This is a genomic window from Pseudomonas sp. ADAK21 (assembly GCF_012935735.1).
Lineage (GTDB): Bacteria > Pseudomonadota > Gammaproteobacteria > Pseudomonadales > Pseudomonadaceae > Aquipseudomonas > Aquipseudomonas proteolytica.
The window spans coordinates 841804-865665 of record NZ_CP052857.1 but is presented as its reverse complement, the minus strand read 5'-3'; the positions used below and the strand labels follow the sequence as shown (position 1 = coordinate 865665).

Below are 23862 nucleotides of genomic sequence, written 5' to 3'. Positions count from 1 at the left end.
CACAAACCCCGCCTTTTCGGCCAAGCGGACTGCCGTTTCCGGCCTTTTGCCGTTATACTCGCCGGCTTTCAAAAGTTCGCCAACGAGTGCTGCCCGCCATGGAAATCAACCCGATCCTTAACACCATCAAGGACCTGTCCGAGCGCTCCGAAACTATTCGGGGGTATCTTTGACTACGATCAAAAGCATGAGCGTCTGACCGAAGTCAATCGCGAGCTTGAAGATCCGGCTGTCTGGAACAAACCTGAATACGCTCAGGAACTGGGCCGCGAGCGCGCTGCGCTGGCGCAGATCGTCGACACCCTCGACGAATTGAACACCGGTCTGGGCGACTGCCGCGACCTGCTGGACATGGCCGTCGAAGAAAACGACGAAGGCGCAGTGGGCGATGTCGTCGCCGAGCTGGCCCGTCTCGAGGACAACCTCGCCAAACTCGAATTCCGCCGCATGTTCAGCCACGAAATGGACCCGAACAACGCCTACCTGGATATCCAGGCCGGTTCCGGCGGCACCGAAGCCCAGGACTGGGCCAACATCCTGCTGCGCATGTACCTGCGCTGGGCTGACAAACGCGGTTTCGAAGCAACCATCATGGAACTGTCCGCCGGTGAAGTCGCCGGTATCAAGGGCGCGACCGTGCATATCAAGGGTGAATACGCCTTTGGCTGGCTGCGGACCGAGATCGGCGTTCACCGCCTGGTGCGCAAGAGCCCGTTCGACTCCGGCAACCGTCGCCACACCTCGTTCTCTGCAGTGTTCGTCTCGCCAGAGATCGACGACAAAGTCGAAATCGAGATCAACCCGGCCGACCTGCGCATCGACACCTACCGCTCCTCCGGTGCCGGTGGCCAGCACGTAAACACCACCGACTCGGCCGTACGTATCACCCACGTACCGACCAACACCGTGGTCAGCTGCCAGAACGAACGTTCCCAGCACGCCAACAAGGACACCGCCATGAAAATGCTGCGGGCCAAGTTGTACGAGCAGGAGATGCAGAAGCGCAACGCAGCTTCCCAGGCGCTGGAAGACACCAAATCGGATATCGGCTGGGGTCACCAGATCCGTTCGTATGTGCTCGATGCGTCGCGGATCAAGGATCTGCGCACTAACATCGAACGCAGCGATTGCGACAAGGTGCTCGACGGCGATATCGACGAATACCTGGAAGCCAGCCTGAAGTCAGGCCTGTAATACGCTGACAAACCGCGATCCCTGTAGGAGCGGGCTTGCCCGCGATCCCCGGCCTACGCCTGGGACAACGAACCAGATGGAATATTTAAAGACATGAGCGACCAACAACTCGATCCGCAGGCCCTGCAACAGGAAGAAAACTCTCTGATCGCCTTGCGCAAGGAAAAGCTTGCTGCCGAGCGCGCCAAGGGTAACGCCTTCCCCAACGACTTCCGCCGCGAAAACTACTGCGATGCCTTGCAGAAGCAGTACGCGGACAAGACCAAGGAAGAGCTGGCAGAAGCTGCGATTCCGGTCAAGGTTGCAGGTCGCATCATGCTCAACCGTGGCTCGTTCATGGTGATCCAGGACATGACCGGGCGCATCCAAGTCTACGTCAACCGCAAGACGCTCTCGGAAGAAACCCTGGCCTCGGTGAAAACCTGGGACATGGGCGACATCATTGCCGCCGAAGGCACCCTGGCCCGTTCGGGCAAGGGCGACCTCTACGTTGAAATGACCAACGTGCGCCTGCTGACCAAGTCGCTGCGCCCGCTGCCAGACAAGCACCACGGCCTGACCGACACCGAGCAGCGTTATCGCCAGCGCTACGTCGACCTGATCGTCAACGAAGAAGTGCGCCAGACTTTCCGTGTGCGTTCGCAAGTGATCGCGCACATCCGCAGCTTCCTGATGGCACGTGACTTCCTCGAAGTCGAGACGCCGATGCTGCAGACCATTCCGGGCGGCGCGGCAGCCAAGCCGTTCGAAACCCACCACAATGCCCTGGACATGGAAATGTTCCTGCGCATCGCCCCGGAGCTGTACCTCAAGCGCCTGGTGGTCGGTGGCTTTGAGAAAGTGTTCGAGATCAACCGCAACTTCCGCAACGAAGGTGTCTCGACCCGTCACAACCCAGAATTCACCATGTTGGAGTTCTACCAGGCGTACGCCGACTACGAAGACAACATGGACCTGACCGAAGAACTGTTCCGCGAGCTGGCGCAGCTCGTTCTCGGGACTACCGACGTGCCGTACGGCGACAAGGTATTCCACTTCGGCGAGCCGTTCGTGCGCCTGTCGGTGTTCGATTCGATCCTCAAGTACAACCCTGAGCTGACCGCTGACGACCTGAACGACATCGACAAGGCCCGTGCCATCGCCAAGAAAGCCGGGGCCAAGGTCCTGGGCTTCGAAGGCCTGGGCAAGCTGCAGGTGATGATTTTCGAAGAACTGGTGGAGCACAAGCTGGAACAGCCGCACTTCATTACCCAGTACCCTTTCGAAGTGTCGCCGCTGGCCCGTCGCAACGATGACAACCCGAACGTCACCGACCGTTTCGAGCTGTTCATCGGTGGTCGCGAAATCGCCAACGCCTACTCCGAGTTGAATGACGCCGAAGACCAGGCCGAGCGCTTCATGGCCCAGGTGGCCGACAAGGACGCCGGTGATGACGAAGCCATGCACTACGACGCCGACTTTGTTCGCGCGCTGGAGTACGGCATGCCGCCAACGGCTGGTGAAGGTATTGGTATCGACCGTCTGGTGATGCTGTTGACCAACTCACCGTCGATCCGCGATGTGATCTTGTTCCCGCATATGCGGCCACAAGCGTAGTCTTAGCGAATGCCGAAGCCGCCTTTTATAAGGCGGCTTTTTTGTGTGGCCTGTACTAACGTCAAGCATACGGCGCCAGACTTTTGTTGAGTGAGAGGACGATCTTTCGTGAAGCGCGTAATGGCTCAAGAAGGCGCCGCTGGCATCGCTGCCGCCGTGGCAGAGAGTGTTCAGTACCAGGGCCGCAAGGCCAGCCGCCAGGGCAGCGAGCAGCGTCGCCAGGATATTCTCGACGCGGCCATGCGTATTGTCGTGCGCGATGGCGTGCGGGCCGTGCGCCATCGGGCGGTGGCGGCCGAGGCCGGTGTGCCGCTGTCGGCCACCACCTACTATTTCAAGGATATCGACGACTTGCTCACCGACACCTTTGCCCAGTATGTGGAGCGCAGTGCCGCGTTCATGGGCAAGTTGTGGGTGCGCAACGAAGGCTTGTTGCGGGAAATGGTGGCCTACGGGGATGGCAGTGCCGAGTCGCGCTCGCAACTGGCCGATGATATTGCGCGCCTGACCGCCGATTACGTCCTGCGCCAACTGCTTAACCGTCGCGAATACTTGATGGCCGAGCAGGCGTTTCGCCAGGAGGCCTTGTTGAACCCGCGCCTGGGCGAGCTGGTCCGTTCTCACCAGCAGATTTTGTTGCAGGGCACTTGCCAGTTTTTCCAGGTGCTGGGTTCCCGTGAGCCGCAACAGGATGCCAAAGTGTTGACGGCGATTATCAGTCGGATGGAATATCAGGGCCTGCTGTTTGAGCCCGAGGCGCTGACCGGCGAAGAAATGCTCGAGATTCTCAAACGTTACATGCACCTGGTCCTGGCCTCGGTCTAAGGTTTTAGCAGCACTATGGACCTGCCCATGTAGGAGCGAGCTTGCTCGCGAAGGGCGTTAACGATGACGCGGGGAACCTGACTCCCCGCGTTGCCCTCAGGCTTTTCGCGAGCAAGCTCGCTCCTACAGAAGATCGCTCATTGCTGGAGTGTCCGATGAAAGCTTGGCGTGTACTGGTAGTCGCAATGTCGTTCCTGTTGCTCAGTGGTTGCTTGGTAACTTTCAAGGAGCCCTTGCCGGCCAGCGAGGCTGCGCCTGAGGCGCTGTTGGGCAAGTGGGCCAGCAAGAACGCCTGGGGCGAACCGCTCAACCTGCAGATCAGCCGCGCGGGCGAGCGTCGCTACAAGGCGGTGAGCACCTCGCAGACCAAGCCGGTCAAGCGCGACGAATATCTGTTCAGCGTGTCCCGCCACGGCAACCGCTGGTACCTGTCGGCGCCGCTGCCGGACAAGCTCGGCGGGCACTTTATCCTGGCCGGCTTCGAATTCAATGATGCCCGCGAACTGGTGGTCTATAACCTCGATCCCGAGGCGATCAACCAGGCCATCGCGCAGAAAATCCTGACGGGCAGCAGCGTAGAGACGGTCGAGGGCGACGGGACATTGGTCGACAGCCCCATGAGTCAGGTCCTGGCTTACCTGGATGATCCGGCCAACGCCGATGTGTTTGTCGAAGCCGTGCGCTATCAGCGCGTGGGCAAATAACGTTTAAAGAGGAAGCACCGGGTGGACGATTACCAGCAGACGATACGCACCTTGTCCGATCGCATTGTGCTGGCGCAAACACCGATTCGCGTCCTCGACGCTGTGAAGTGGGACGACAACATTCGCAAGGGCTTCCTCCAGGGCAAGGGCAAGCACATGCCGGCGGTGGACCGCGATTATTACTTGAACCGGCCACTGTCGTTCGATTCGAGCAAGGTGAAGCTGGAGTTCCAGAACATCGAGCGCGATATCACCCGCCAGTTGGGCCAGTTCAATCCGGTCGGGCAGATCATGCGGCGCATGTGCAAGGAATACCGCATGGTGGTGCGCATGCTTGAAGCCCGTGGTACCGAGGACTTCGGCCTGATTTCCCAGGAACTCTACGGCGCCGCGTCCGATGCATTCCATGCCGGCGACCCGACCCTGGCCGACCTGGGCCTGATGCTTTCCGACTACCTGAACAACATCGACGGGCGTGGCGACCTCAAGGACGAAGCCAAGACCTTGACCGCCAAGGACGCCGTGAGCCTGCTGCAAAGCCGCCTGAACAAGGTGTTTGGCGAGGCCGAGGAAACCATCCGCGTATTTGAGTCCGACGGCATCGTGGCCGACGCAGCGGCGGGGGCCGACTACATCAAGATCCGCGCCGATGCGATGTTCAACGAGCGCGATGTGCGGGCCCTGGAAGTCCACGAGGGGCTGGTCCACGTGGGCACCACCCTCAATGGCCAGAACCAGCCGATCTGCACCTTCCTGTCCAAGGGGCCACCGTCGTCGACCGTGACCCAGGAAGGCCTGGCGATCCTGATGGAGATCATCACCTTCGCCTCCTACCCTAGCCGCCTGCGCAAGCTGACCAACCGCACCCGTGCGATCCATATGGTGGAAGAGGGCGCTGATTTCCTGCAGGTGTTCGAGTTCTTCCGCGAGCAGGGCTTTGAAATGGCCGAGAGCTACGGCAATGCCAGCCGGGTATTCCGCGGCTCGACCCCGACGGGCCTGCCGTTTACCAAGGATTTGTCCTATCTCAAGGGCTTTATCATGGTCTACAACTACATCCAGCTGGCCGTGCGCAAAGGCAAGTTGGAGCAGGTGCCGCTGTTGTTCTGCGGCAAGACCACTCTGGAAGACATGCGCACCTTGCGCCAGTTGGTGGACGAAGGCCTGGTGGTGCCGCCTAAATACCTGCCGGACCAGTTCCGCGACATGAACGCGTTGTCGGCGTGGATGTGCTTCTCAAACTTCCTCAACCACCTGAGCCTGGATCGGATCGAGGCGGATTACTCCAACATCCTCTGACCCACCCCATCAACTGAAGGAGCCGGCTTGCCGGCGATAGCGATCCGCCAGACAAGGCTGTATCACGGGTAGACTGCGATCGCCGGCAAGCCGGCTCCTACAGTGTCCTCACCCACTTACGAGGTTTCAACGGATGAGACTGCTCGCCATTCTATGCCTGCTTCTGACCCTCAATGGCTGCAGCTCGCTGTTGTTCTACCCCGAGCCCGGCCTGCCCTTTACCCCGCAACAGGCGCGCCTGGAATACCGTGACGTCACCCTGACCACCGCCGACGGCGTGCAACTGCGGGCCTGGTGGCTACCGGCCAAGCCCGGCGTGCCGCTCAAGGGCACGGTGCTGCACCTGCACGGCAACGGTGGCAACCTGTCCGGGCATCTGGGGGGCAGTTGGTGGTTGCCCGCCCATGGCTATCAAGTGCTGATGCTGGACTACCGCGGCTATGGCGTATCGCAAGGCAAACCTTCATTACCGGCCATCTACCAGGACCTGGATGCCGCTTTCCAGTGGCTCGACCAGGCGCCCGAAGCCCAGGGCCAGCCGCTGGTCGTCCTGGGCCAGAGCCTGGGCGGGGCGTTGGCGGTGCATTACCTGGCGGCTCACCCTGCGCGCCAACCCCGGCTCAAGGCGCTGGTGCTGGACGGGGTGCCTGCCAGTTATCGTGATGTAGGGCAATTCGCCCTGAGTACTTCCTGGCTAACATGGCCGTTTCAGGTGCCGTTGTCATGGCTGGTGCCGGACGCCGACAGCGCGATCCACGGCATGCCACAGCTGACCGGCGTGCCGAAACTGCTGTTCCATAGTCTGGATGATCCGATCGTGCCGCTTTCCAACGGCATCCGTCTGTATCAAGCTGCGCCGCCGCCCAGGGTGCTGCAACTGACCCGGGGTGGGCATGTGCAGACCTTTGCCGACAAGACCTGGCAAACCGTGATGCTGCGCTACCTTGACGACCCGCAGCATTTCAATGGCCTGCGCCGCCTGGGGGAGATCCCCAATTACCCGGCGGCCGCCAATCCTCAAGTTGAACCATCAGAGAGCCCGCAATGAGCGAAGAACGCAACATGATCCCCCTGATCCTCACCGGCATCGGCACCATCATCGGCACCGTGGGTTGCCTGTGGTACTACGGTTACCTGCACTTCGCCAAGCCCGAGGATGCGTTGCTGCTCAGCGACTACACCATGCTCAAGACCGTGCCCGGCGAAGACTATAAAGTCTCCCTTACCCCGGCACCTCAGGTGGCGCAATGCGTTGATGGCGTGCTGGTGTTGTTCGACACCGAGCAAAAGGGGCTGACGGGTGTGCTGGTAAACAGCAAGAAGCAGGCAGTGCGCTGCATGGGCCAGGAAACCCCACAGCTGGAGCAGTAAGCAAACCGGTAATTTTTGGAACCACATTCTGTATGAAGCCACTGATTGGGGGGTCAGCACCGCTGACAAGCAACCCTCAATTAGGTGGAGTATCGCGATGAGTATTGGTGGAATAGGTGGTTTTAGCGGGTTTGGTAACTTCGGCGGCGGCGGCCTTGGTGATTCCGGCAACATGGTCGGCAAGGACGTGGGTGGCGCTCAGCAGCAGGGCAAAACGGATCCTGAAGCCTTGAGAAAGCTCCTGGAGATGCTGTTGGCCAGTGCCGGTGGTGCAGGCGGCTCTCAGGGCGCCGGCGAAGGGGATGAGCAAGACTCGCCACGCAAACAGATGAATGGGGAAAAACAGCAGGGTATGCAGAACATGATGCCGCAGGAGAACAACAATCCGGTCAACTTCGGCTAACCGCAAGCAACCGGTCGGCAGGTGTTTCTTTTGCAAAAAAAAGCCCTGCCTGGAACTCAGGCAGGGCTTTCAGACCGGTAGACGTCAGGCGGTTATTGCACCGAAGAACGTGGCTTGACCGGCTGGTTGTCGTTGGAGATGGTCACTTCAACGCGACGGTTCATGGCACGGCCCGAAACGCTGCCGTTATCGGCAATCGGGTATTCCTTGCCATAGCCTGCGGTCACGATGCGGCTTGGGTTAACGCCCATCTTGATCAGCGCAACCTGTACCGAAGTGGCACGGCGCTCAGACAGGGTCTGGTTGTAGGCCGCGCTGCCGGTGCTATCGGTGTAGCCTTCGACGATTACTTTGCGATCCGGGTTTTCCTGGAGGAATTGGGCCAGTTTGTTGATGTTCATCAGACCGCTGGATTTCAGGTCGGCCTTGTTGGTAGCGAACAGCACGTCACCGAAAGTCACCAGGGTGCCGCGTTCGGTCTGCTTGGCATTCAAGCTGTTTTGCAGTTGCTTGATCTGCGCGTCACGGGCCTCGAGCAAGGCGCGGGCACGTTCGTCACCGGCATTTTTCAGCTTGGCTTCGGACTCGCGCAGGGCGATGGTGTCCTTGGCGACTTCAACGCGCTGGTTGGTCAGGTAGGCCAGTTGGTCGACCTTCTTCTCGTCTTCCTTGTCGCGGTAGGCCTTGTCGGCCTTGTCCAGCCATTCGCTGGCGTCCTTGGTTTCCAGGGCGGCGATTTTGGTCGCTTGCGGGTTGGCTTGCAGGGCCGAGAAATTGGTCCGTGCATTTTCCAGGTTGGCGTTAGGCGGTGTGGAGCAGGCCGCCAGTGCAACGCTCATCGCCAGCAGGGCAGGGATCATCAATTGTTTACGCATAATGGTGTCGTCCTTTCAATTCGATTTCGGGTGCGATGCAAACAAGGGCGCTGCTTACTTCTGCTGGATCACAGCAGGACGCATGCCTTCGTTACGCAGCTCCTGAACAGCCTTCTGGGAATCCTTGAGCGCCAGATCAGCCTTGGCAGCCTGGGCCTTACGCTCTGCAACGCGAGCGTCCCACTCAGCCTGTTCGGCCAGACGACGGGCTTCGTCGTACTTCTTGTCATGCATGGCCAGCTCGGCTTGCTTGAGCTTGTCCTGGGCAGCTTTCATTTCCACGGCAGCGTATTCGGTACCGCCAGCGCTGACGGCGCTGTTCACGGCCGATTGGGTCACCGCGTACTGCTCGGTCGGCGGGTTGCCGGCGCAGCCCGCGAGGACGAAGCTGGTGCCGATTGCCAACGCGGCCAATTTAAGCCCGCGCAGGTGGTTAAACGAGGATTTGGCAGTGCTGGTCTTCATCGTCTTCAACTCCATTGGATAACTCCTGAAAAACATCAAATCCATCTACGGTGTTCAGCGTCTGCGTTTTGGCGGTGAAGCTCAGTTTGCCTTTTCAAACGCCTGTTCCAAGTGATGGCTTACTGGCTGTGACCCGAGGCTTTTTTGAATAGTTCAGCCAAAGATGGCGATTTGCCCGAAAAAACATCTGAACAAATCTGACTGAAGGGTCAGCGTTTAAAAATCGGAACTTTTGCCATGCGCAGAGGTATGCCGGGCCTATAAAAGGCCCGGTAGCCGGGGGGATGGTGTTTTTCAGCGGATGTTTATCAGTGTTTCTGATCGTCAGGCATGCCCGACATATCCTGCAGGTAGCGTCGTGAAAGCGACAGGAAGCGCGGGGTTGGGCCCACGTCCTCATACAAAGGATCGCCCTCTTCATCGGTGGCAATCACATGCTGGCCCCGGATATAGGGAAAGCTGGCTTCCAGCTCTTCGAGGGCGGCGCCGATCAGCTCACCGAGCAATTCCTCGGTGCTGCGCTTGGGGTACATCTCGCGGATGGCCGCCAGCCGTGCGGCGGCCTCTACATCCAGGTGGATGGCATATTCGGTCTTGGTCAGGCGACCCTTGGCGGTTTCTTCCCATTGCTGGGCCAGTTCTCGGATTTTCATGGCAACCTCAGTTATGCCCAGGGTAGCGGGCGGTGATGAGTGACCGGTCGCGGCGTGGATAACGCCACGACGTACCCTTGAGACTAGCTGCAACCCACAAAGTTGTAGGCGCGTCGCTGCCGAACATCGCTTGTAAGACCGCGCCTTGATCGGCACTCTTGCAGATCAAAGCGTCCCGGATTCCTGGCTGGAGATTGGCTGATGAGCGATATCGATGCACGTTTGCGTGAAGATGTTCACCTGCTGGGTGAGCTGCTGGGCAACACGATTCGAGAGCAGTACGGTGATGAGTTCCTCGACAAGATCGAGCAGATTCGCAAAGGCGCCAAGGCCGATCGCCGAGGTGGCGCCACGGAGGCGGCGGCCGGCGAAGAGCTGAGTGCCAGCCTCAACCAGTTGCAAGAAGACGAGTTGCTGCCGGTGGCGCGTGCGTTCAACCAGTTCCTCAACCTGGCCAATATCGCCGAGCAGTATCAACTGATTCACCGGCGCGATGAATCACAGCCGGCCCCGTTCGAATCGCGGGTACTGCCCGAGTTGCTGGCGCGCTTGCAGCGTGAAGGCCATAGCAGCGAATCCCTGGCCCGGCAGTTGGCGCGCCTGGAAATCGAGCTGGTGCTCACCGCCCACCCGACCGAGGTTGCGCGCCGCACGCTGATCCAGAAATACGACGCTATCGCCGCACAATTGGCCTTGCAGGATCACCGTGACCTGACCAGCGCTGAGCGCGAGCAGATTCGCCAACGTTTGCAACGGCTGATCGCCGAAGCCTGGCACACCGAAGAAATCCGCCGCACCCGGCCCACTCCGGTGGACGAGGCCAAGTGGGGATTCGCGGTGATCGAGCATTCGCTGTGGCATGCCATCCCCAACTACCTGCGCAAAGCCGATCAAGCCTTGCACGCCGCCACCGGCCTGCGCCTGCCCTTGGAGGCGGCACCGATCCGCTTTGCCTCGTGGATGGGCGGTGACCGCGACGGCAACCCCAACGTAACGGCACCCGTGACCCGCGAAGTGCTGTTGCTGGCGCGCTGGATGGCTGCGGACCTGTACTTGCGCGATATCGATCACCTGGCATCCGAACTGTCGATGCAGCAGGCCAGCCCTGAGTTGCAGGCCAAGGTCGGTGACAGCGTCGAGCCTTACCGGGCCTTGCTCAAGCAACTGCGCGAACGCCTGCGCGCCACACGCAATTGGGCGCATGCGGCGTTGACCAGCAGCACCCCGGCGCCGGCCGATGTATTGCAAAACAACCGCGACCTGCTGGAGCCGCTGGAGTTGTGCTATCAGTCCCTGCACGCCTGCGGCATGGGGGTGATTGCCGACGGCCCGCTGCTTGATTGCTTGCGCCGTGCGGTAACGTTTGGCCTGTTCCTGGTACGCCTGGACGTGCGCCAGGACTCCAGCCGGCATTCGGCGGCGATGACCGAGATCACCGACTACCTGGGCCTGGGCCGCTATGAAGACTGGGACGAAGATGCGCGCATCACCTTCCTGATGAAGGAGCTGGCCAACCGTCGCCCCTTGTTGCCAGGCTACTTCAAGCCTTCGGCCGACACCGCCGAAGTGCTCAATACCTGTAAGGAAATTGCCGCTGCGCCGGCGGCGTCCCTCGGTTCCTACGTCATCTCCATGGCGGGCGCGGCATCCGATGTGTTGGCGGTGCAGTTGCTGCTCAAGGAGTCCGGGGTGCAGCGGCCGATGCGCGTGGTGCCGTTGTTCGAGACCCTGGCCGACCTGGACAACGCCGGCCCGGTGATCGAACGCCTGTTGCTGTTGCCCGGCTACCGCGCGCGGTTGCAAGGCCCGCAGGAAGTGATGATCGGCTATTCGGACTCGGCCAAGGACGCTGGCACCACCGCTGCCGCCTGGGCCCAGTACCGGGCCCAGGAGCGCCTGGTGGATATCTGCCGCGAGCAGCAGGTGGAACTGTTGTTGTTCCATGGGCGCGGTGGCACCGTTGGCCGTGGCGGCGGCCCGGCCCACGCGGCGATTCTGTCGCAGCCGCCGGGTTCGGTCGCCGGGCGTTTTCGTACCACCGAGCAAGGCGAGATGATTCGCTTCAAGTTCGGCTTGCCGGATATCGCCGAGCAGAACCTCAATCTGTACCTGGCTGCGGTGCTGGAGGCGACCTTGTTGCCACCGCCGCCACCGGAGCCCGCCTGGCGGCATTTGATGGATGAGTTGGCGGCCGATGGCGTCAGCGCCTATCGCGCCGTGGTGCGGGAAAATCCGCAGTTCGTCGAGTACTTCCGCCAGTCCACGCCCGAACAGGAACTGGGTCGCTTGCCCCTGGGCAGTCGCCCGGCCAAGCGCCGTGCGGGAGGCATCGAAAGCCTGCGGGCGATCCCGTGGATTTTCGGTTGGACCCAGACCCGCCTGATGCTGCCGGCCTGGCTGGGTTGGGAAGCGGCCTTGAGCAAGGCCCTGGAGCGTGGCGAAGGCGAGTTACTGGGGCAGATGCGCGAGCAGTGGCCGTTCTTCCGCACTCGTATCGACATGCTGGAAATGGTCCTGGCCAAGGCCGACGCCGATATCGCCCGCCTGTATGACGAGCGTCTGGTGCAGCCTGACCTGCTGCCACTGGGGGCGCATTTACGCGACCTATTGTCGCAGGCGTGCGCGGTGGTGCTTGGCCTGACCGGGCAATCGCAGTTGCTGGCGCACAGTCCCGACACCCTGGAGTTCATCCGCCTGCGCAACACCTACCTCGACCCGTTGCACCTGTTGCAGGCCGAACTGCTGGCCCGGTCCCGCCAGCAGGAAGCGACACAGGACAGCCCTCTGGAACAGGCGCTGCTGGTGTCCGTGGCCGGTATTGCCGCCGGGCTGCGTAATACCGGCTGACATTTCTGACGTGTTCTCAAGGGCTTGCACACAAAACCGCCGGTTGACCCGAAAGGGCTCTGCCGGCGGTTTTGTGTCGGGGTTGCACCAAGGGATACCGCGACCAAAAGGCTTGTGTGGTGCGGGTTCTTCCGACTTTTGGCGGCTTGTGTGGTTAGGGCTCGCTGTGTATCTTGATCAGCCTTTGGCCGTTTGGGCGGCCTGGATTCGTATTTTTACGAGCATATTCTACGAGATTGGCCCCACGCGGCGAATCCGAGCGTCATCTCTATAAAAAATTGAGGAGCACATCGATGCGCGTCATTCTGCTGGGAGCTCCCGGGGCCGGTAAAGGTACTCAGGCAAAGTTCATCACTGAAAAGTTCGGCATTCCACAAATCTCCACTGGCGACATGCTGCGCGCTGCCGTCAAGGCCGGCACCGAGCTGGGCCTGATCGCCAAGAGCGTGATGGACAGCGGTGGCCTGGTCTCCGATGACCTGATCATCAACCTGGTCAAGGAACGCATCAGCCAGGAAGACTGCAAGAACGGTTTCCTGTTCGACGGTTTCCCACGCACCATTCCCCAGGCCGAAGCCCTGGTGAAGGCGGGCGTTGAACTGGACGCCGTGGTCGAAATCGCCGTTGAAGATGAAGAGATCGTCCAGCGTATCGCCGGTCGCCGCGTTCACGAAGCGTCGGGCCGCGTCTACCACATCGTCTACAACCCGCCAAAAGTGGCTGGCAAGGATGATGTAACCGGTGACGACCTGGTACAGCGCAAAGACGATACCGAAGAAACCGTGCGTCATCGCCTGTCGGTCTACCACTCCCAGACCAAGCCGCTGGTGGAGTTCTACCAGAAGCTGTCGGCTGCCCAGGGCAAGCCGAAATACAGCCACATCCCAGGCGTTGGTTCGGTTGAAGCCATCACCGCCAAGGTGCTGCAAGCGCTGAACTGATCTGACGATCGGCTTGATGTTCAACGGCCCGCTTGCGGGCCGTTGTTGTTTATACTGGCGCACTTTTTTTCGATTTGGACACCCACACCGATGAGCACCCTGCTGGCCCTGGACACCGCGACTGAAGCTTGCTCCGTTGCCCTGCTGCATGACGGCAAGGTCACGAGCCACTATGAGGTGATCCCCCGCTTGCACGCGCAAAAGCTGCTGCCGATGATCAAGCAGTTATTGCTCGATGCCGGCACCACCTTGTCGGCGGTGGACGCCATCGCTTTTGGCCGTGGCCCGGGTGCGTTCACCGGTGTGCGTATCGCCATTGGTGTGGTGCAGGGCCTGGCGTTCGCCCTGGAGCGGCCGGTGTTGCCGGTGTCCAACCTGGCAGTGCTGGCACAGCGTGCCCTGCGTGAGCATGGCGCGTCGCAGGTCGCGGCAGCCATTGATGCGCGGATGGATGAAGTCTATTGGGGCTGCTACCGCGAAACCGGTGGTGAGATGCGCCTGGTCGGTGTCGAAGCCGTGCAGCCGCCCGAGGCCGCTGCCTTGCCGGCGGATGCCAGCGGTGACTGGTTTGGCGCCGGTACGGGGTGGGGGTATGGCGAGCGTATCGCCGTGCCCACGGTCGGCCAGGATGCCGCGATGCTGCCCCATGCCGAAGACCTGCTGACCCTGGCGCGTTTTGCCTGGGAGCGCGGCGAGGCAGTCCCCGCCGATCAAGCCGCGCCGGTTTACCTGCGCGATAAAGTGGCGCAGACCAAGGCCGAACGCCAACAATCCTGACCCCATGTAGGAGCGAGCTTGCTCGCGAAGGTCGTTAACGATAACGCTGTGAACCTGACTCCCCGCATTGCCCTGAGGTTTTTCGCGAGCAAGCTCGCTCCTACAGTGGGCGGGGTTGGACGCCTGCCGGTATTTTGTAGGAGCGAGCTTGCTCGCGAAGGTCGTTAACGATAACCCGGGTAACCTGACTCCCCGCGTTGCCCTCAGGTTTTTCGCGAGCAAGCTCGCTCCTACAGTGGGCGGGGTTGGACGCCTGCCGGTATTTTGTAGGAGCGAGCTTGCTCGCGAAGGTCGTTAACGATAACCCGGGTAACCTGACTCCCCGCGTTGCCCTCAGGTTTTCCGCGAACAAGCTCGCTCCTACAGGGGAGTGCATCGCCAATCGTCAGAATTTGCCCCGGGGTTTAAACCTTTACCCGTTTATGTGTTCTAGTTATCACCAGAGCATTTGCGCGCCAAGGAAAGTGCCGCTAAATTGCCATCATTGATCACGGATCTGCATGCATGCGTATAGACGGTTTCTCCTCCCAGTCCTACCCCCTCAAGCGCAAGCCTCGCAAGGCGAACGTGAAGGTAGACGAGTCCGTCGAAGAATCCCCCGATTTTATTGAAGTCCAGCCCGAAACATCCCAGGGTGCGGCGGTTTCGGCCCGCTCCCAAGGTGCCAGTGGCGCGCGGATTGGCGGCGTTCCGGCCCGCCAGCAAGACATGATCTTCCCGCGATCCATGAGCAAGAACGTCGCCACGGCCCTGGCCAGCTACCTGACCACTGCCGGCTTTGTCGAATGGGATATGGAAGTGCTGGGTCTCGATATCCACATCTGATGCTGTTGCCTTATTTTCTCGGTTGCCCGTCCTGGAGCGAAAACGCCTGGCGCGAGTACCTGTATCCGCAAGACGCCCGCGCCACGGATTTTCTTGGGCTGTATTGCCAGGTGTTCAACGCCTGCGAGGGCAACACCACGTTCTACGCGCGGCCCTCAGTCGCTACAGTGCAACGTTGGGCCGAGATCATGCCCGCGCACTTTCGCTTTACCGCCAAATTCCCCGGGGATATCAGCCACAGCGCTGACCTGCGCGAACAGTTGCCCGCCGCCGAAAGCTTCCTCGGCTTGATGAGCCCGCTGGGTGAGCGGGTTTCGCCACTGTGGTTGCAACTGCCCGCCAGCTTCACCCCGCAGCGCCTGGGTGAACTGGCAGGCTTTATCGACGGCCTGGAGCGCCCGTTGGCGGTCGAAGTGCGGCACCGTGAGTTCTTCGCCAAGGGCGACGCCGAGCGCAGCCTCAACCGCCTGCTGCGTGACCGTGGTGTCGAGCGCATCTGCCTCGACCCGCGGGCGCTGTTCAGTTGCACGTCAACCTCGGCGGCGGTGCTCCACGCCCAATCGAAAAAGCCCAAGGTCCCACCCCGGCCCGCGGCCTTGACCCAGTTTCCCCAGGTGCGTTTTATCGGCCACCCGGAGCTGGAAGCCAACGACCCATTCCTGGTGCCGTGGGTGGAAAAAGTCGCTGGCTGGATCGAAGAAGGGCGCACGCCCTACGTGTTCCTGCACACGTCGGACAACCGCCTGGCGGCCCAACTGGCCATGCGCTTTCATCAGCAATTGATGGCGCGCTTGCCGGGGTTGCCTGCATTGGCGCAGTTGCATCGGGAACCCGCGGTGGAGCAACTGGGGTTACTCTAGGGTTCTTTTGTGCCTGGAGTCAGTCATGGATGCCCAAACCCTTCGCGCCGAATCCTTTAAAGCCCTGCACGAGCGTGATCGTGCGTTCGTCATGCCCAATCCGTGGGACGCCGGCTCCGCCAAGATGCTCGCCAGCCTTGGCTTTGAAGCCTTGGCCACCACCAGCGCGGGGTTTGCCTTCAGTCTTGGGCGCCCTGATGCCGAAGGCGCGCTGTCGTTGGAAGATACCCTGGGCAACGCTGGGATGATCGTCCAGGCCACCGCGCTGCCGGTGGCGGCGGACCTGGAAAACGGCTTCAGCGATACGCCTCAAGGTTGTGCCCAGAGCCTACTGCGCGCTGCCGCTACCGGCATCGTCGGCGGTTCTATCGAAGACGCTACCGGGATTGCGGTCGACCCGATCTACCCCTTTGATCTGTCTGTTGAACGCATCGAGGCTGCCGTCGCTGCGGCACGCAGCTTGCCATTCCCCTTCATGCTGACGGCCCGTGCGGAAAACCTCCTACATGGTCGCCTGGATCTGCCCGACACTATTCGCCGTTTGCAAGCCTACGCCGAAGCGGGCGCCGACGTGCTGTATGCGCCGGGACTGCGCAGTGCTGAGGAAGTACTGGCGGTGGTGCGGGCGGTGGCGCCAAAGCCGGTGAATGTGTTGATGTCAGGTGGCCTCAAGCTCTCGGTGGCGCAACTGAGCGAGATGGGCGTCAGGCGCATTAGCGTCGGCTCGGCCATGGCCCTGGCGGCCTATGGGGAGTTCTTCAGGGCCGCGCGGGAAGTTCAGGAACTGGGAACCTTCACTTTTACCGAGCGCTCGATGCCGTTCAGCCAGGCCAATCAGTTGTTCAAGGGTTGAGTCGTGGCTTTTTTCAAAGTGTTGGGGGTGTTGCTGCTACTCGCCGGCGGCCTACTCGTGGGCATCTGGCGCGGCTGGGTGCTGGTGCCGGCCGAGTGGAACCCCTGGGCGCCGCTGGACGTGCAGGCGGCTCCCAACGTGCTGACGCGGTTCAAGCTCGGGCGTTTGCAGGATGATCCCGCGCTGTGCGACCTGGTGCTGAAAACCTCCGGGCTGCGGGTCAGCCATCAAGCGGACAGCCCGGTGGATGCGGCGTGCCCATTGCGCAACGTCCTGCGGGTACAGGGTGCGGAGGTGGGGTTGAGTAGCAGTTTTCTCGCCAGTTGCCCGTTGGCGGTGGCGTTTGCCCTGTTCGAGCGCCACAGCTTGCAGCCGGCCGCCCAGGCAGTGTTTGGCCAGGCGGTGACGCGGGTCGATCACTTGGGCAGTTTTGCCTGTCGCAATATGTATGGGCGTGAGCAAGGGCAGCTCAGCCAGCATGCTTCGGCCAATGCCCTGGACATCGCCGGGTTCCGCCTGGCGGACGGGCGCAGTATCAATGTATTGAAGGATTGGCCAGGGGAGGGGGCCAGCGCGGGCTTTCTGCGCCAGGTGCGCGACAGTGCATGCAACGATTTCAACGTGGTCTTGAGCCCGGACTACAACGCCGCCCATCGCAACCATTTCCATCTGGATATGGGCCGTTGGTGGGTGTGCCGCTAAAGGTCAGGCCGCCAGGCGCAGGTTGTTGAGGATCAGTGGGCGCGCCCAGCCGCAATCGAAGTCCAGAGCCTTTTGCTGCTGCACCCGTTCTTCTTCGGGGTAAGGTTCGGCTGCCGGTGGCAGCAGGTCCAGTTCGAATTCGGCGATCGGCAGGAACAACGGCTTGGGTTGCGGCGCCGGGCCTGGCTCGGGCAGTGGCTGGCCGGCGGTCAGGACGATCGGCCGTACCCAGCCATTTTCGAAATTCTGCTGGCGCTGCTGGGCGACGATTTCATCCTCCGGGAACGGCACCGCCGCCGGGGGCAGCAGCTCCAGTTCGAACTCGGCAATCGGCAGGAACAGCGGCTCAGGCGGGGCGATCTCGGTGTCCTGTACATCGCAGTGACGCTGGGTAACGATTTGCGTCAGCAGGTCGCTGCCGGCGCTGGGTTCGACTGAGGCATCCACCGGCACCGGATCTGCGGCCACCTGCGCACCTGGCTCCTGGCCAAGTTGCTCGGCCAACGCCCGGGCGAAGAAGTCCTGCCACACATGACTGACGCCGGCCAGCGCTTGGGTATTGCGCAGGCCGAAGTGGTTGTGGGTCGGCAGTACACCGGTGAATAGGGAATGAATGTCTGACATTTCTCTCGGTCGACGCTCAGGGTCTGGCAAAATGCCTGATCCTTTTTTATCGGCCGCTTTCTGCCGATCCTTAATATTTTTGAGCGTAGTAAACGATGAGCGAACAACCCGCGGCCAGCCGCATTCGGGTCGAGGCCTTGGCCGACGGTTTCCAGGCCCGCGCCCAGCAGTGGGCCGAGCAGCTTGGCCTGCCTTTGCAGTTGGCAGACGCCGATTTTGCCCTGCAAGTGGGTGAGCATGGCCTGCAACTGCAACAGCTGGGGCCTGATGCGCCTGGCCCGGTGCGGGTGGATTTTGTCGAGGGCGGCGCGGCCCATCGCCGGCTCTACGGCGGTGGCAGCGGGCAGATGATTGCCAAGGCGGTTGGCGTGTCCCAGGGTGTGCGGCCCCGGGTGCTGGATGCCACGGCCGGCCTGGGCAAGGACGCGTTCGTATTGGCCAGCCTGGGCTGTGAGATGAGCCTGATCGAGCGGCAACCGTTGATTGGTGCCTTGCTCGAAGATGGCCTGGCGCGCGGTGCTGATGATTTTGAAGTAGCGCCGATTGTCGCGCGAATGACCTTGCTCAAGGGCAACTCCATTGAGGTGATGCGCAATTGGGAAGGTGAGCCGCCGCAGGTCATCTATCTGGACCCGATGTTTCCCCATCGTGAGAAAACCGCCCTGGTGAAGAAAGAAATGCGCCTGTTTCGCCCGCTGGTGGGCGACGATCCGGATGCCCCGGCGTTGCTGGCGGCGGCCTTGGCCCTGGCCAGCCACCGGGTGGTGGTCAAGCGCCCGCGCAAGGCGCCGTGCATTGACGGGCCCAAGCCGAGCCACGCGCTGGACGGCAAATCCAGCCGGTACGATATTTACCCTAAAAAAGCGCTCAAGGCCTGAGGGCCTCATCGCCGGCAAGCCGGCTCCTACAATAAACGCAATCACCTTGTAGGAGCCGGCTTGCCGGCGATGGCGTCAGATCGATCAACGACTGTTTAAGGTCGATACGCCCGCATAAACAACCCCACCACTTCCTGCACATGCTCCTCGGCGGCCGCTTCGCTCAAGCGTTCACCGCAGCCATACAGCAAGCAGAAATTCGCCGTGCCCTTTAGCAGGCAAAAGAAGTGCTCGGCGGCGGTAAACGGCTTGTCGATGCTCAATGCACCGCTCTGGTTGATCTTGCCCAGCAAGCGCTCCATCCCCTGCAGCATCCGCATGGGGCCGGCTTCGAAGAAGATCTGTGACAGCTTCGGATCCTGATTGCCCGACGTCATCATCAACCGGTGCAGGTTCACCGACTCCTCGCTGTTGATCAGCAGATGAAAGCCTCGGGCGATGTTCAGCAGCACCTTCTCCACCGGCACGCCGTCGGGCAATTCGAAATACATCACCGGCAACTGGGCTTCGCACTTGGCTTCGACGGCGGCGGTGAACAGCGTTTCTTTGTCGGTGAAGTGGCTGTAGACCGTAAGTTTCGACACGCCAGCCTCTAGGGCGACCGCATCCATGCTGGTGCTTGCGTAACCGTTGCTCAAAAACAGGACTTTTGCCGCGTCGAGGATTGCCTGGCGTTTTGCCATGTCCTTGGGACGCCCGGGGCTATTGGTGTTTACAGGATTGTCGGACATTTTCACTTTAATACTGGACTGGTGAGTTTGGTATTAATAACATACCGGCCAGTATAATTATTCCTAGCACCATTTGCGAAAGGTCCTTCAGCATGCGCAGCATTTTCCTGCCCCTCGCGTTGCCTGTCAGCCTGGCTTTCTTGTTGGCTGGCTGTGGCCATGAAGAAGCGGCCCAAACCACCGTCCGCCCGGCCATGGTGGTGCAGCCACAGCCTTCGGCGCTGGCGATGGACAGCTATCCTGGCGAGGTTCGCGCCCGTTATGAGCCTGACCTGGCCTTTCGCATTGGGGGCAAAGTCAGCCGACGGCTGGTGGAGGAGGGCGAGCGCGTCAAGGCCAACCAGCCGCTGGCAGAGCTCGACCCCCAGGATGTGCGCCTGCAACTGCAGGCCACCCGCGCCCAGGTTACGGCGGCTGAAGCCAATCTGAGCCTGGTGCGGGCCGAGCGGGATCGCTACAAGACCCTGATGGACCGTCAGATGGTCAGCCGCTCCCAGTACGACAATTCCGAAAACCTCTACCGCTCAGGTCTCGCACGCCTGCAACAGATCAAGGCCGAATTCGACGTGGCCAACAACCAGGCCGGCTATGCCGTGCTGCGCGCGCCCCAGGACGGCGTGGTGGCCAAGCGTGCGGTGGAAGTCGGGCAAGTGGTAGCTGCCGGGCAGACCGTGTTCACCTTGGCCACTGATGGCGAGCGTGAAGTATTGATCAGCTTCCCGGAGCAAAGCTTCGGCCGCTTCAAGGTTGGCCAGCCGGTCTCCGTGGAATTGTGGAGCCAGCCCGACCAGCGTTTTGACGGGCGCATTCGCGAGCTGTCACCGGCGGCGGACCCCAAGTCGCGCACCTTCGCCGCCCGCGTGGCCTTCAACGCCGGCAAAGTGCCAGCCGAGCTGGGGCAGAGTGCACGGGTATTTATTCAGGCTGACGGCGTGGTCCCGCTGTCGGTCCCGCTATCTGCCCTCAGCGCAGAGAACGGCGCGTCCTACGTCTGGTTGGTCAAGCCGGATAACACCCTCAAGCGCACAGCGGTGCGGATTGGTGCCTTTGGCGAAAAAAGCGTCCCGGTGCTCGAAGGCCTGAACCCTTCCGACTGGGTGATTGCCGCCGGTGTCCATGTGCTCCATGAGGGCCAGCAAGTACGCCCGGTGGATCGCTCCAACCGGGTGGTGAATCTGGCGGCCAACAAGGAGTAGTCCCCGATGGGTTTCAATCTTTCCGAATGGGCGTTGCGTAATCGCCAGATCGTGCTGTTCCTGATGTTGTTGCTGGCGGTTGTCGGTACGTTGTCCTACACCAAGCTAGGGCAAAGCGAAGACCCGCCGTTCACCTTCAAAGCCATGGTGATCAAGACCAACTGGCCAGGCGCCACGGCCCAGGAAGTCTCGCGTCAGGTCACCGAGCGTATTGAAAAGAAACTGATGGAGACCGGCGAGTACGAGCGCATTGTCTCGTTCTCCCGCCCCGGCGAATCCCAGGTCACGTTTATCGCGCGGGACTCGATGCACTCGGCGCAGATTCCCGACCTCTGGTACCAGGTACGCAAGAAGATCAGCGATATCCGCCAGACCCTGCCACCGGATATCCAGGGCCCGTTCTTCAACGATGAATTCGGCACCACCTTTGGCAACATCTACGCCCTGACCGGCGAGGGTTTTGACTACGCGGTGCTCAAGGACTACGCCGACCGCATCCAGATCCAGCTGCAACGGGTACCGGATGTGGGCAAGGTCGAGCTGCTGGGATTGCAGGACGAGAAGATCTGGATCGAGTTGTCCAACCTCAAGCTCGCCACCCTCGGCCTGCCCCTGGCGGCAGTGCAGCAGGCATTGCAGGAGCAGAACGCGGTGTCTACTGCCGGCTTCTTTGAAACCCCGAGCGAGCGTGTGCAACTGCGGGTGTCGGGTAACTTCAAGACGGTCGAAGAAATCCGTAATTTCCCGATCCGCGTGGGTGATCGCACCTTCCGCATTGGCGATGTGGCCGAAATTCACCGTGGCTTCAATGACCCGCCCGCGCCGCGTATGCGTTATATGGGGGACGACGCCATCGGCCTGGCCGTGGCCATGCGCGATGGCGGTGACATCCTGGTGCTGGGCAAGGCTTTGGAAGGTGAGTTCGCACGCCTGCAGAAGAACCTTCCGGCCGGCATGGAACTGCGCAAGGTGTCGGATCAACCAGCGGCAGTGAAGACCAGCGTGGGCGAATTCGTCCAGGTGCTGGCCGAAGCGTTGGCGATTGTGTTGCTGGTGAGCTTTTTCTCCCTTGGCGTGCGCACCGGCATGGTGGTGGCACTGGCGATTCCGCTGGTGTTGGCGATGACCTTTGCCTGCATGTATTACCTGGGGATCGGCCTGCACAAGATTTCTTTGGGCGCCTTGGTCCTGGCCCTGGGCTTGTTGGTGGACGACGCGATCATTGCCGTGGAAATGATGGCGATCAAAATGGAGCAGGGCTACGACCGCCTCAAAGCCGCCAGTTTCGCCTGGACCAGTACGGCGTTTCCGATGCTGACCGGTACGTTGATCACTGCGGCCGGCTTCCTGCCGATAGCCACCGCGCAATCGAGCACCGGCGAGTACACCCGGTCGATCTTCCAGGTAGTGACCATTGCGCTGCTGGCCTCATGGGTGGCTGCCGTGGTGTTTGTGCCCTATCTGGGGGAGAAACTCCTGCCGGATCTGGCGAAGATTCATGCCGCCAAGCACGGCACCGATGGCCCGGATCCCTACGGCACGCCGTTCTATCAGCGTGTACGACGCTGGGTGGAGTGGTGCGTGCGCCGCCGCAAAACCGTGATCGTGCTGACGGTGCTGCTGTTTATCGGCTCGGTGGCACTGTTCCGCTTTGTCCCACAACAGTTCTTCCCGGCGTCCGGGCGCCTGGAGCTGATGGTCGACCTGAAACTGGCGGAAGGTGCTTCCCTGAGCAACACCGCCGATCAGGTCAAGCGCCTCGAAGCTTTGCTCAAGGAACACGCAGGGATCGACAATTACGTGGCCTATGTCGGCACCGGGTCACCGCGCTTCTACCTGCCGTTGGACCAGCAACTGCCGGCGGCCAGCTTTGCCCAGTTCGTGGTGTTGGCCAAGACCATCGAGGAGCGCGAAAGCCTGCGCACCTGGTTGATCGAGACCCTCAACGAGCAATTCCCCGACCTGCGCTCGCGGGTCACGCGCCTGGAGAACGGCCCACCGGTTGGTTATCCGGTGCAGTTTCGTGTGACCGGCGAGCACATCGAAGAAGTGCGGGCCCTGGCGCGCAAGGTCGCGGCCAAGGTGCGCGAGAATACCCACGTGGTCAACGTGCACCTGGATTGGGAAGAGCCGAGCAAGATCGTCTACCTCAATGTCGACCAGGATCGCGCCCGCGCTTTGGGTGTGAGCACCGCCAACCTGTCGAAATTCCTCCAGAGTTCCCTGACCGGTTCCAGCGTCAGCCAATACCGGGAGGACAACGAGTTGATCGAGATCCTCCTGCGCGGCACCGTGCACGAGCGCACCGAGCTGTCGCTGTTGCCGAGCCTGGCAGTACCGACCGACAACGGTACCAGCGTGGCGCTGTCGCAGATCGCCACCCTGGAGTATGGCTTCGAGGAGGGCATCATCTGGCACCGCAATCGCCTGCCGACGGTGACGGTGCGCGCGGATATCTACGGCAAGGAGCAACCCGCGACCCTGGTCCAGCAGATCCTGCCGACCCTGGCCGAGGTACGCTCCGAACTGCCGGACGGTTATCTGTTGGACGTAGGCGGCACCGTCGAGGATTCCGCCCGAGGGCAGAATTCGGTGAAGGCCGGTGTGCCGCTGTTCATTGTGGTCGTGCTGACCTTGCTGATGCTGCAACTGCGCAGCTTTTCGCGCACGGCCATGGTGTTCCTGACTGCGCCGCTGGGGCTGATCGGTGTGACGCTGTTCCTGCTGGTATTCCGCCAGCCGTTCGGCTTCGTGGCCATGCTGGGGACTATCGCGCTGTCCGGGATGATCATGCGCAACTCGGTGATCCTGGTGGATCAGATCGAGCAGGACATCAAGGCCGGCCTGGATCCATGGCAGGCAATTATCGAGGCCACCGTGCGGCGTTTCCGGCCGATTGTGTTGACGGCGCTGGCGGCGGTGCTGGCGATGATCCCGCTGTCGCGCAGCGTGTTCTTCGGGCCGATGGCGGTGGCGATCATGGGTGGGCTGATTGTGGCGACGGCGTTGACCCTGCTGTTTTTGCCGGCACTGTATGCGGCGTGGTTCCGGGTCAAGCCGAAGTCGGCGTAAGGCTAGGTCAATCGGCTACAAGGTGCGGGAACTGTTTCTGGCGCACCTGCCACTCAGGGCAAACCTGGGATGCAGGTGCCTTCTCCGTGCAGCGATTGTTTGCCTGGAGAAGGCTTCATTGAGCCATGAGGACCGATCTATGATTTTAGGACTCCCGATACTTTTTAACCC

General features: G+C 61.3%; 23 protein-coding genes and 1 pseudogene. 19 read left to right on the top strand and 5 right to left on the bottom strand.

Features of this window, described 5'->3' with window-relative positions:
* The first annotated feature begins 98 nt into the window (after positions 1 to 98).
* The 8 genes from prfB (at position 99) to HKK57_RS04010 (ending at position 7392) form a co-directional block, all read left to right on the top strand.
* Positions 99 to 1194 (top strand): peptide chain release factor 2 gene (prfB, locus tag HKK57_RS04045; protein WP_104911704.1). Its coding sequence is split into 2 segments (ribosomal slippage): positions 99 to 170 and positions 172 to 1194, totalling 1095 coding nucleotides; the frame shifts between segments, so codons are not numbered across the junction.
* A gap of 93 nt (positions 1195 to 1287) precedes the next feature.
* Positions 1288 to 2790, top strand: coding sequence for a lysine--tRNA ligase (gene lysS, locus HKK57_RS04040; RefSeq protein WP_029300176.1), 1503 nt, complete (start codon positions 1288 to 1290; stop codon positions 2788 to 2790).
* Between the two features lie 108 nt (positions 2791 to 2898).
* The gene (locus HKK57_RS04035) at positions 2899 to 3615 is read left to right on the top strand and encodes a TetR/AcrR family transcriptional regulator (RefSeq protein WP_029300174.1); all 717 of its coding nucleotides are present in this window, start codon (positions 2899 to 2901) and stop codon (positions 3613 to 3615) included.
* A gap of 155 nt (positions 3616 to 3770) precedes the next feature.
* Positions 3771 to 4319 (top strand): hypothetical protein, encoded by a 549-nt coding sequence (locus tag HKK57_RS04030; RefSeq protein WP_029300172.1) that lies wholly within the window; start codon positions 3771 to 3773, stop codon positions 4317 to 4319.
* A gap of 21 nt (positions 4320 to 4340) precedes the next feature.
* Entirely contained in the window at positions 4341 to 5618 is a 1278-nt protein-coding gene (locus tag HKK57_RS04025; RefSeq protein WP_029300170.1) for a flavohemoglobin expression-modulating QEGLA motif protein, read from the top strand.
* 133 nt (positions 5619 to 5751) lie between these two features.
* Entirely contained in the window at positions 5752 to 6666 is a 915-nt protein-coding gene (locus tag HKK57_RS04020; protein WP_169389803.1) for an alpha/beta hydrolase, read from the top strand.
* Positions 6663 to 6989, top strand: a complete 327-nt coding sequence (locus HKK57_RS04015) for a hypothetical protein (protein ID WP_029300165.1) — start codon at positions 6663 to 6665, stop codon at positions 6987 to 6989. Before HKK57_RS04020 ends, HKK57_RS04015 begins: the two co-directional genes overlap by 4 nt.
* A 97-nt stretch (positions 6990 to 7086) precedes the next feature.
* A complete protein-coding gene (locus HKK57_RS04010; protein ID WP_070996168.1) occupies positions 7087 to 7392 on the top strand; it encodes a hypothetical protein in 306 nt (101 codons plus the stop codon).
* A gap of 92 nt (positions 7393 to 7484) precedes the next feature.
* On the opposite strand, the gene HKK57_RS04005 is transcribed toward HKK57_RS04010, so the two are convergent.
* From HKK57_RS04005 to HKK57_RS03995, 3 genes are all read right to left on the bottom strand, one after another.
* A complete protein-coding gene (locus HKK57_RS04005; RefSeq protein ID WP_029300161.1) occupies positions 7485 to 8267 on the bottom strand; it encodes an OmpA family protein in 783 nt (260 codons plus the stop codon).
* Positions 8268 to 8321: 54 nt separating this feature from the next.
* Positions 8322 to 8747 (bottom strand): DUF4398 domain-containing protein, encoded by a 426-nt coding sequence (locus tag HKK57_RS04000; RefSeq protein ID WP_029300159.1) that lies wholly within the window; start codon positions 8745 to 8747, stop codon positions 8322 to 8324.
* Positions 8748 to 9040: 293 nt separating this feature from the next.
* Positions 9041 to 9385 carry a pilin assembly protein gene (locus HKK57_RS03995; RefSeq protein ID WP_070996167.1) on the bottom strand — a complete coding sequence of 115 codons (345 nt, stop codon included), beginning with the start codon at positions 9383 to 9385 and terminating at the stop codon, positions 9041 to 9043.
* A gap of 201 nt (positions 9386 to 9586) precedes the next feature.
* On the opposite strand from HKK57_RS03995, the gene ppc reads away from it, so the two are divergent.
* The 8 genes and pseudogenes from ppc to HKK57_RS03960 all read left to right on the top strand — a co-directional run bounded on the left by ppc (position 9587) and on the right by HKK57_RS03960 (position 17190).
* Positions 9587 to 12232, top strand: a complete 2646-nt coding sequence (gene ppc, locus HKK57_RS03990; RefSeq protein ID WP_029300157.1) for a phosphoenolpyruvate carboxylase — start codon at positions 9587 to 9589, stop codon at positions 12230 to 12232.
* 293 nt (positions 12233 to 12525) lie between these two features.
* Positions 12526 to 13173, top strand: coding sequence for an adenylate kinase (gene adk, locus HKK57_RS03985; protein WP_029300155.1), 648 nt, complete (start codon positions 12526 to 12528; stop codon positions 13171 to 13173).
* 90 nt (positions 13174 to 13263) lie between these two features.
* Positions 13264 to 13950 carry a tRNA (adenosine(37)-N6)-threonylcarbamoyltransferase complex dimerization subunit type 1 TsaB gene (tsaB, locus tag HKK57_RS03980; RefSeq protein WP_029300153.1) on the top strand — a complete coding sequence of 229 codons (687 nt, stop codon included), beginning with the start codon at positions 13264 to 13266 and terminating at the stop codon, positions 13948 to 13950.
* A gap of 18 nt (positions 13951 to 13968) precedes the next feature.
* Positions 13969 to 14058, top strand: a pseudogene (locus HKK57_RS26860) (outer membrane lipoprotein carrier protein LolA); the annotation flags it as partial.
* 396 nt (positions 14059 to 14454) lie between these two features.
* The gene (locus tag HKK57_RS03975) at positions 14455 to 14775 is read left to right on the top strand and encodes a hypothetical protein (RefSeq protein ID WP_029300152.1); all 321 of its coding nucleotides are present in this window, start codon (positions 14455 to 14457) and stop codon (positions 14773 to 14775) included.
* Positions 14775 to 15635, top strand: a complete 861-nt coding sequence (locus HKK57_RS03970) for a DUF72 domain-containing protein (RefSeq protein WP_029300151.1) — start codon at positions 14775 to 14777, stop codon at positions 15633 to 15635. The genes HKK57_RS03975 and HKK57_RS03970 overlap by 1 nt, the downstream gene beginning before the upstream one ends.
* A gap of 25 nt (positions 15636 to 15660) precedes the next feature.
* On the top strand, positions 15661 to 16488 hold the full coding sequence (locus HKK57_RS03965) for an isocitrate lyase/PEP mutase family protein (protein ID WP_133714101.1): 828 nt from the start codon (positions 15661 to 15663) through the stop codon (positions 16486 to 16488).
* Between the two features lie 3 nt (positions 16489 to 16491).
* Positions 16492 to 17190 carry an extensin-like domain-containing protein gene (locus HKK57_RS03960; RefSeq protein WP_154906476.1) on the top strand — a complete coding sequence of 233 codons (699 nt, stop codon included), beginning with the start codon at positions 16492 to 16494 and terminating at the stop codon, positions 17188 to 17190.
* 3 nt (positions 17191 to 17193) lie between these two features.
* On the opposite strand, the gene HKK57_RS03955 is transcribed toward HKK57_RS03960, so the two are convergent.
* The gene (locus tag HKK57_RS03955; protein ID WP_154906475.1) at positions 17194 to 17814 is read right to left on the bottom strand and encodes an energy transducer TonB; all 621 of its coding nucleotides are present in this window, start codon (positions 17812 to 17814) and stop codon (positions 17194 to 17196) included.
* Between the two features lie 95 nt (positions 17815 to 17909).
* Between HKK57_RS03955 and HKK57_RS03950 the strand changes: the two genes are divergently transcribed.
* A complete protein-coding gene (locus HKK57_RS03950) occupies positions 17910 to 18692 on the top strand; it encodes a class I SAM-dependent methyltransferase (protein ID WP_029300143.1) in 783 nt (260 codons plus the stop codon).
* Positions 18693 to 18787: 95 nt separating this feature from the next.
* On the opposite strand, the gene HKK57_RS03945 is transcribed toward HKK57_RS03950, so the two are convergent.
* On the bottom strand, positions 18788 to 19423 hold the full coding sequence (locus HKK57_RS03945; protein WP_029300141.1) for a TetR/AcrR family transcriptional regulator: 636 nt from the start codon (positions 19421 to 19423) through the stop codon (positions 18788 to 18790).
* Between the two features lie 92 nt (positions 19424 to 19515).
* Between HKK57_RS03945 and HKK57_RS03940 the strand changes: the two genes are divergently transcribed.
* Together HKK57_RS03940 and HKK57_RS03935 are read left to right on the top strand one after the other, a co-directional pair.
* On the top strand, positions 19516 to 20619 hold the full coding sequence (locus tag HKK57_RS03940; protein WP_029300140.1) for an efflux RND transporter periplasmic adaptor subunit: 1104 nt from the start codon (positions 19516 to 19518) through the stop codon (positions 20617 to 20619).
* 6 nt (positions 20620 to 20625) lie between these two features.
* Positions 20626 to 23691 carry an efflux RND transporter permease subunit gene (locus HKK57_RS03935; protein ID WP_070995729.1) on the top strand — a complete coding sequence of 1022 codons (3066 nt, stop codon included), beginning with the start codon at positions 20626 to 20628 and terminating at the stop codon, positions 23689 to 23691.
* The last annotated feature ends 171 nt before the right edge of the window (positions 23692 to 23862 follow it).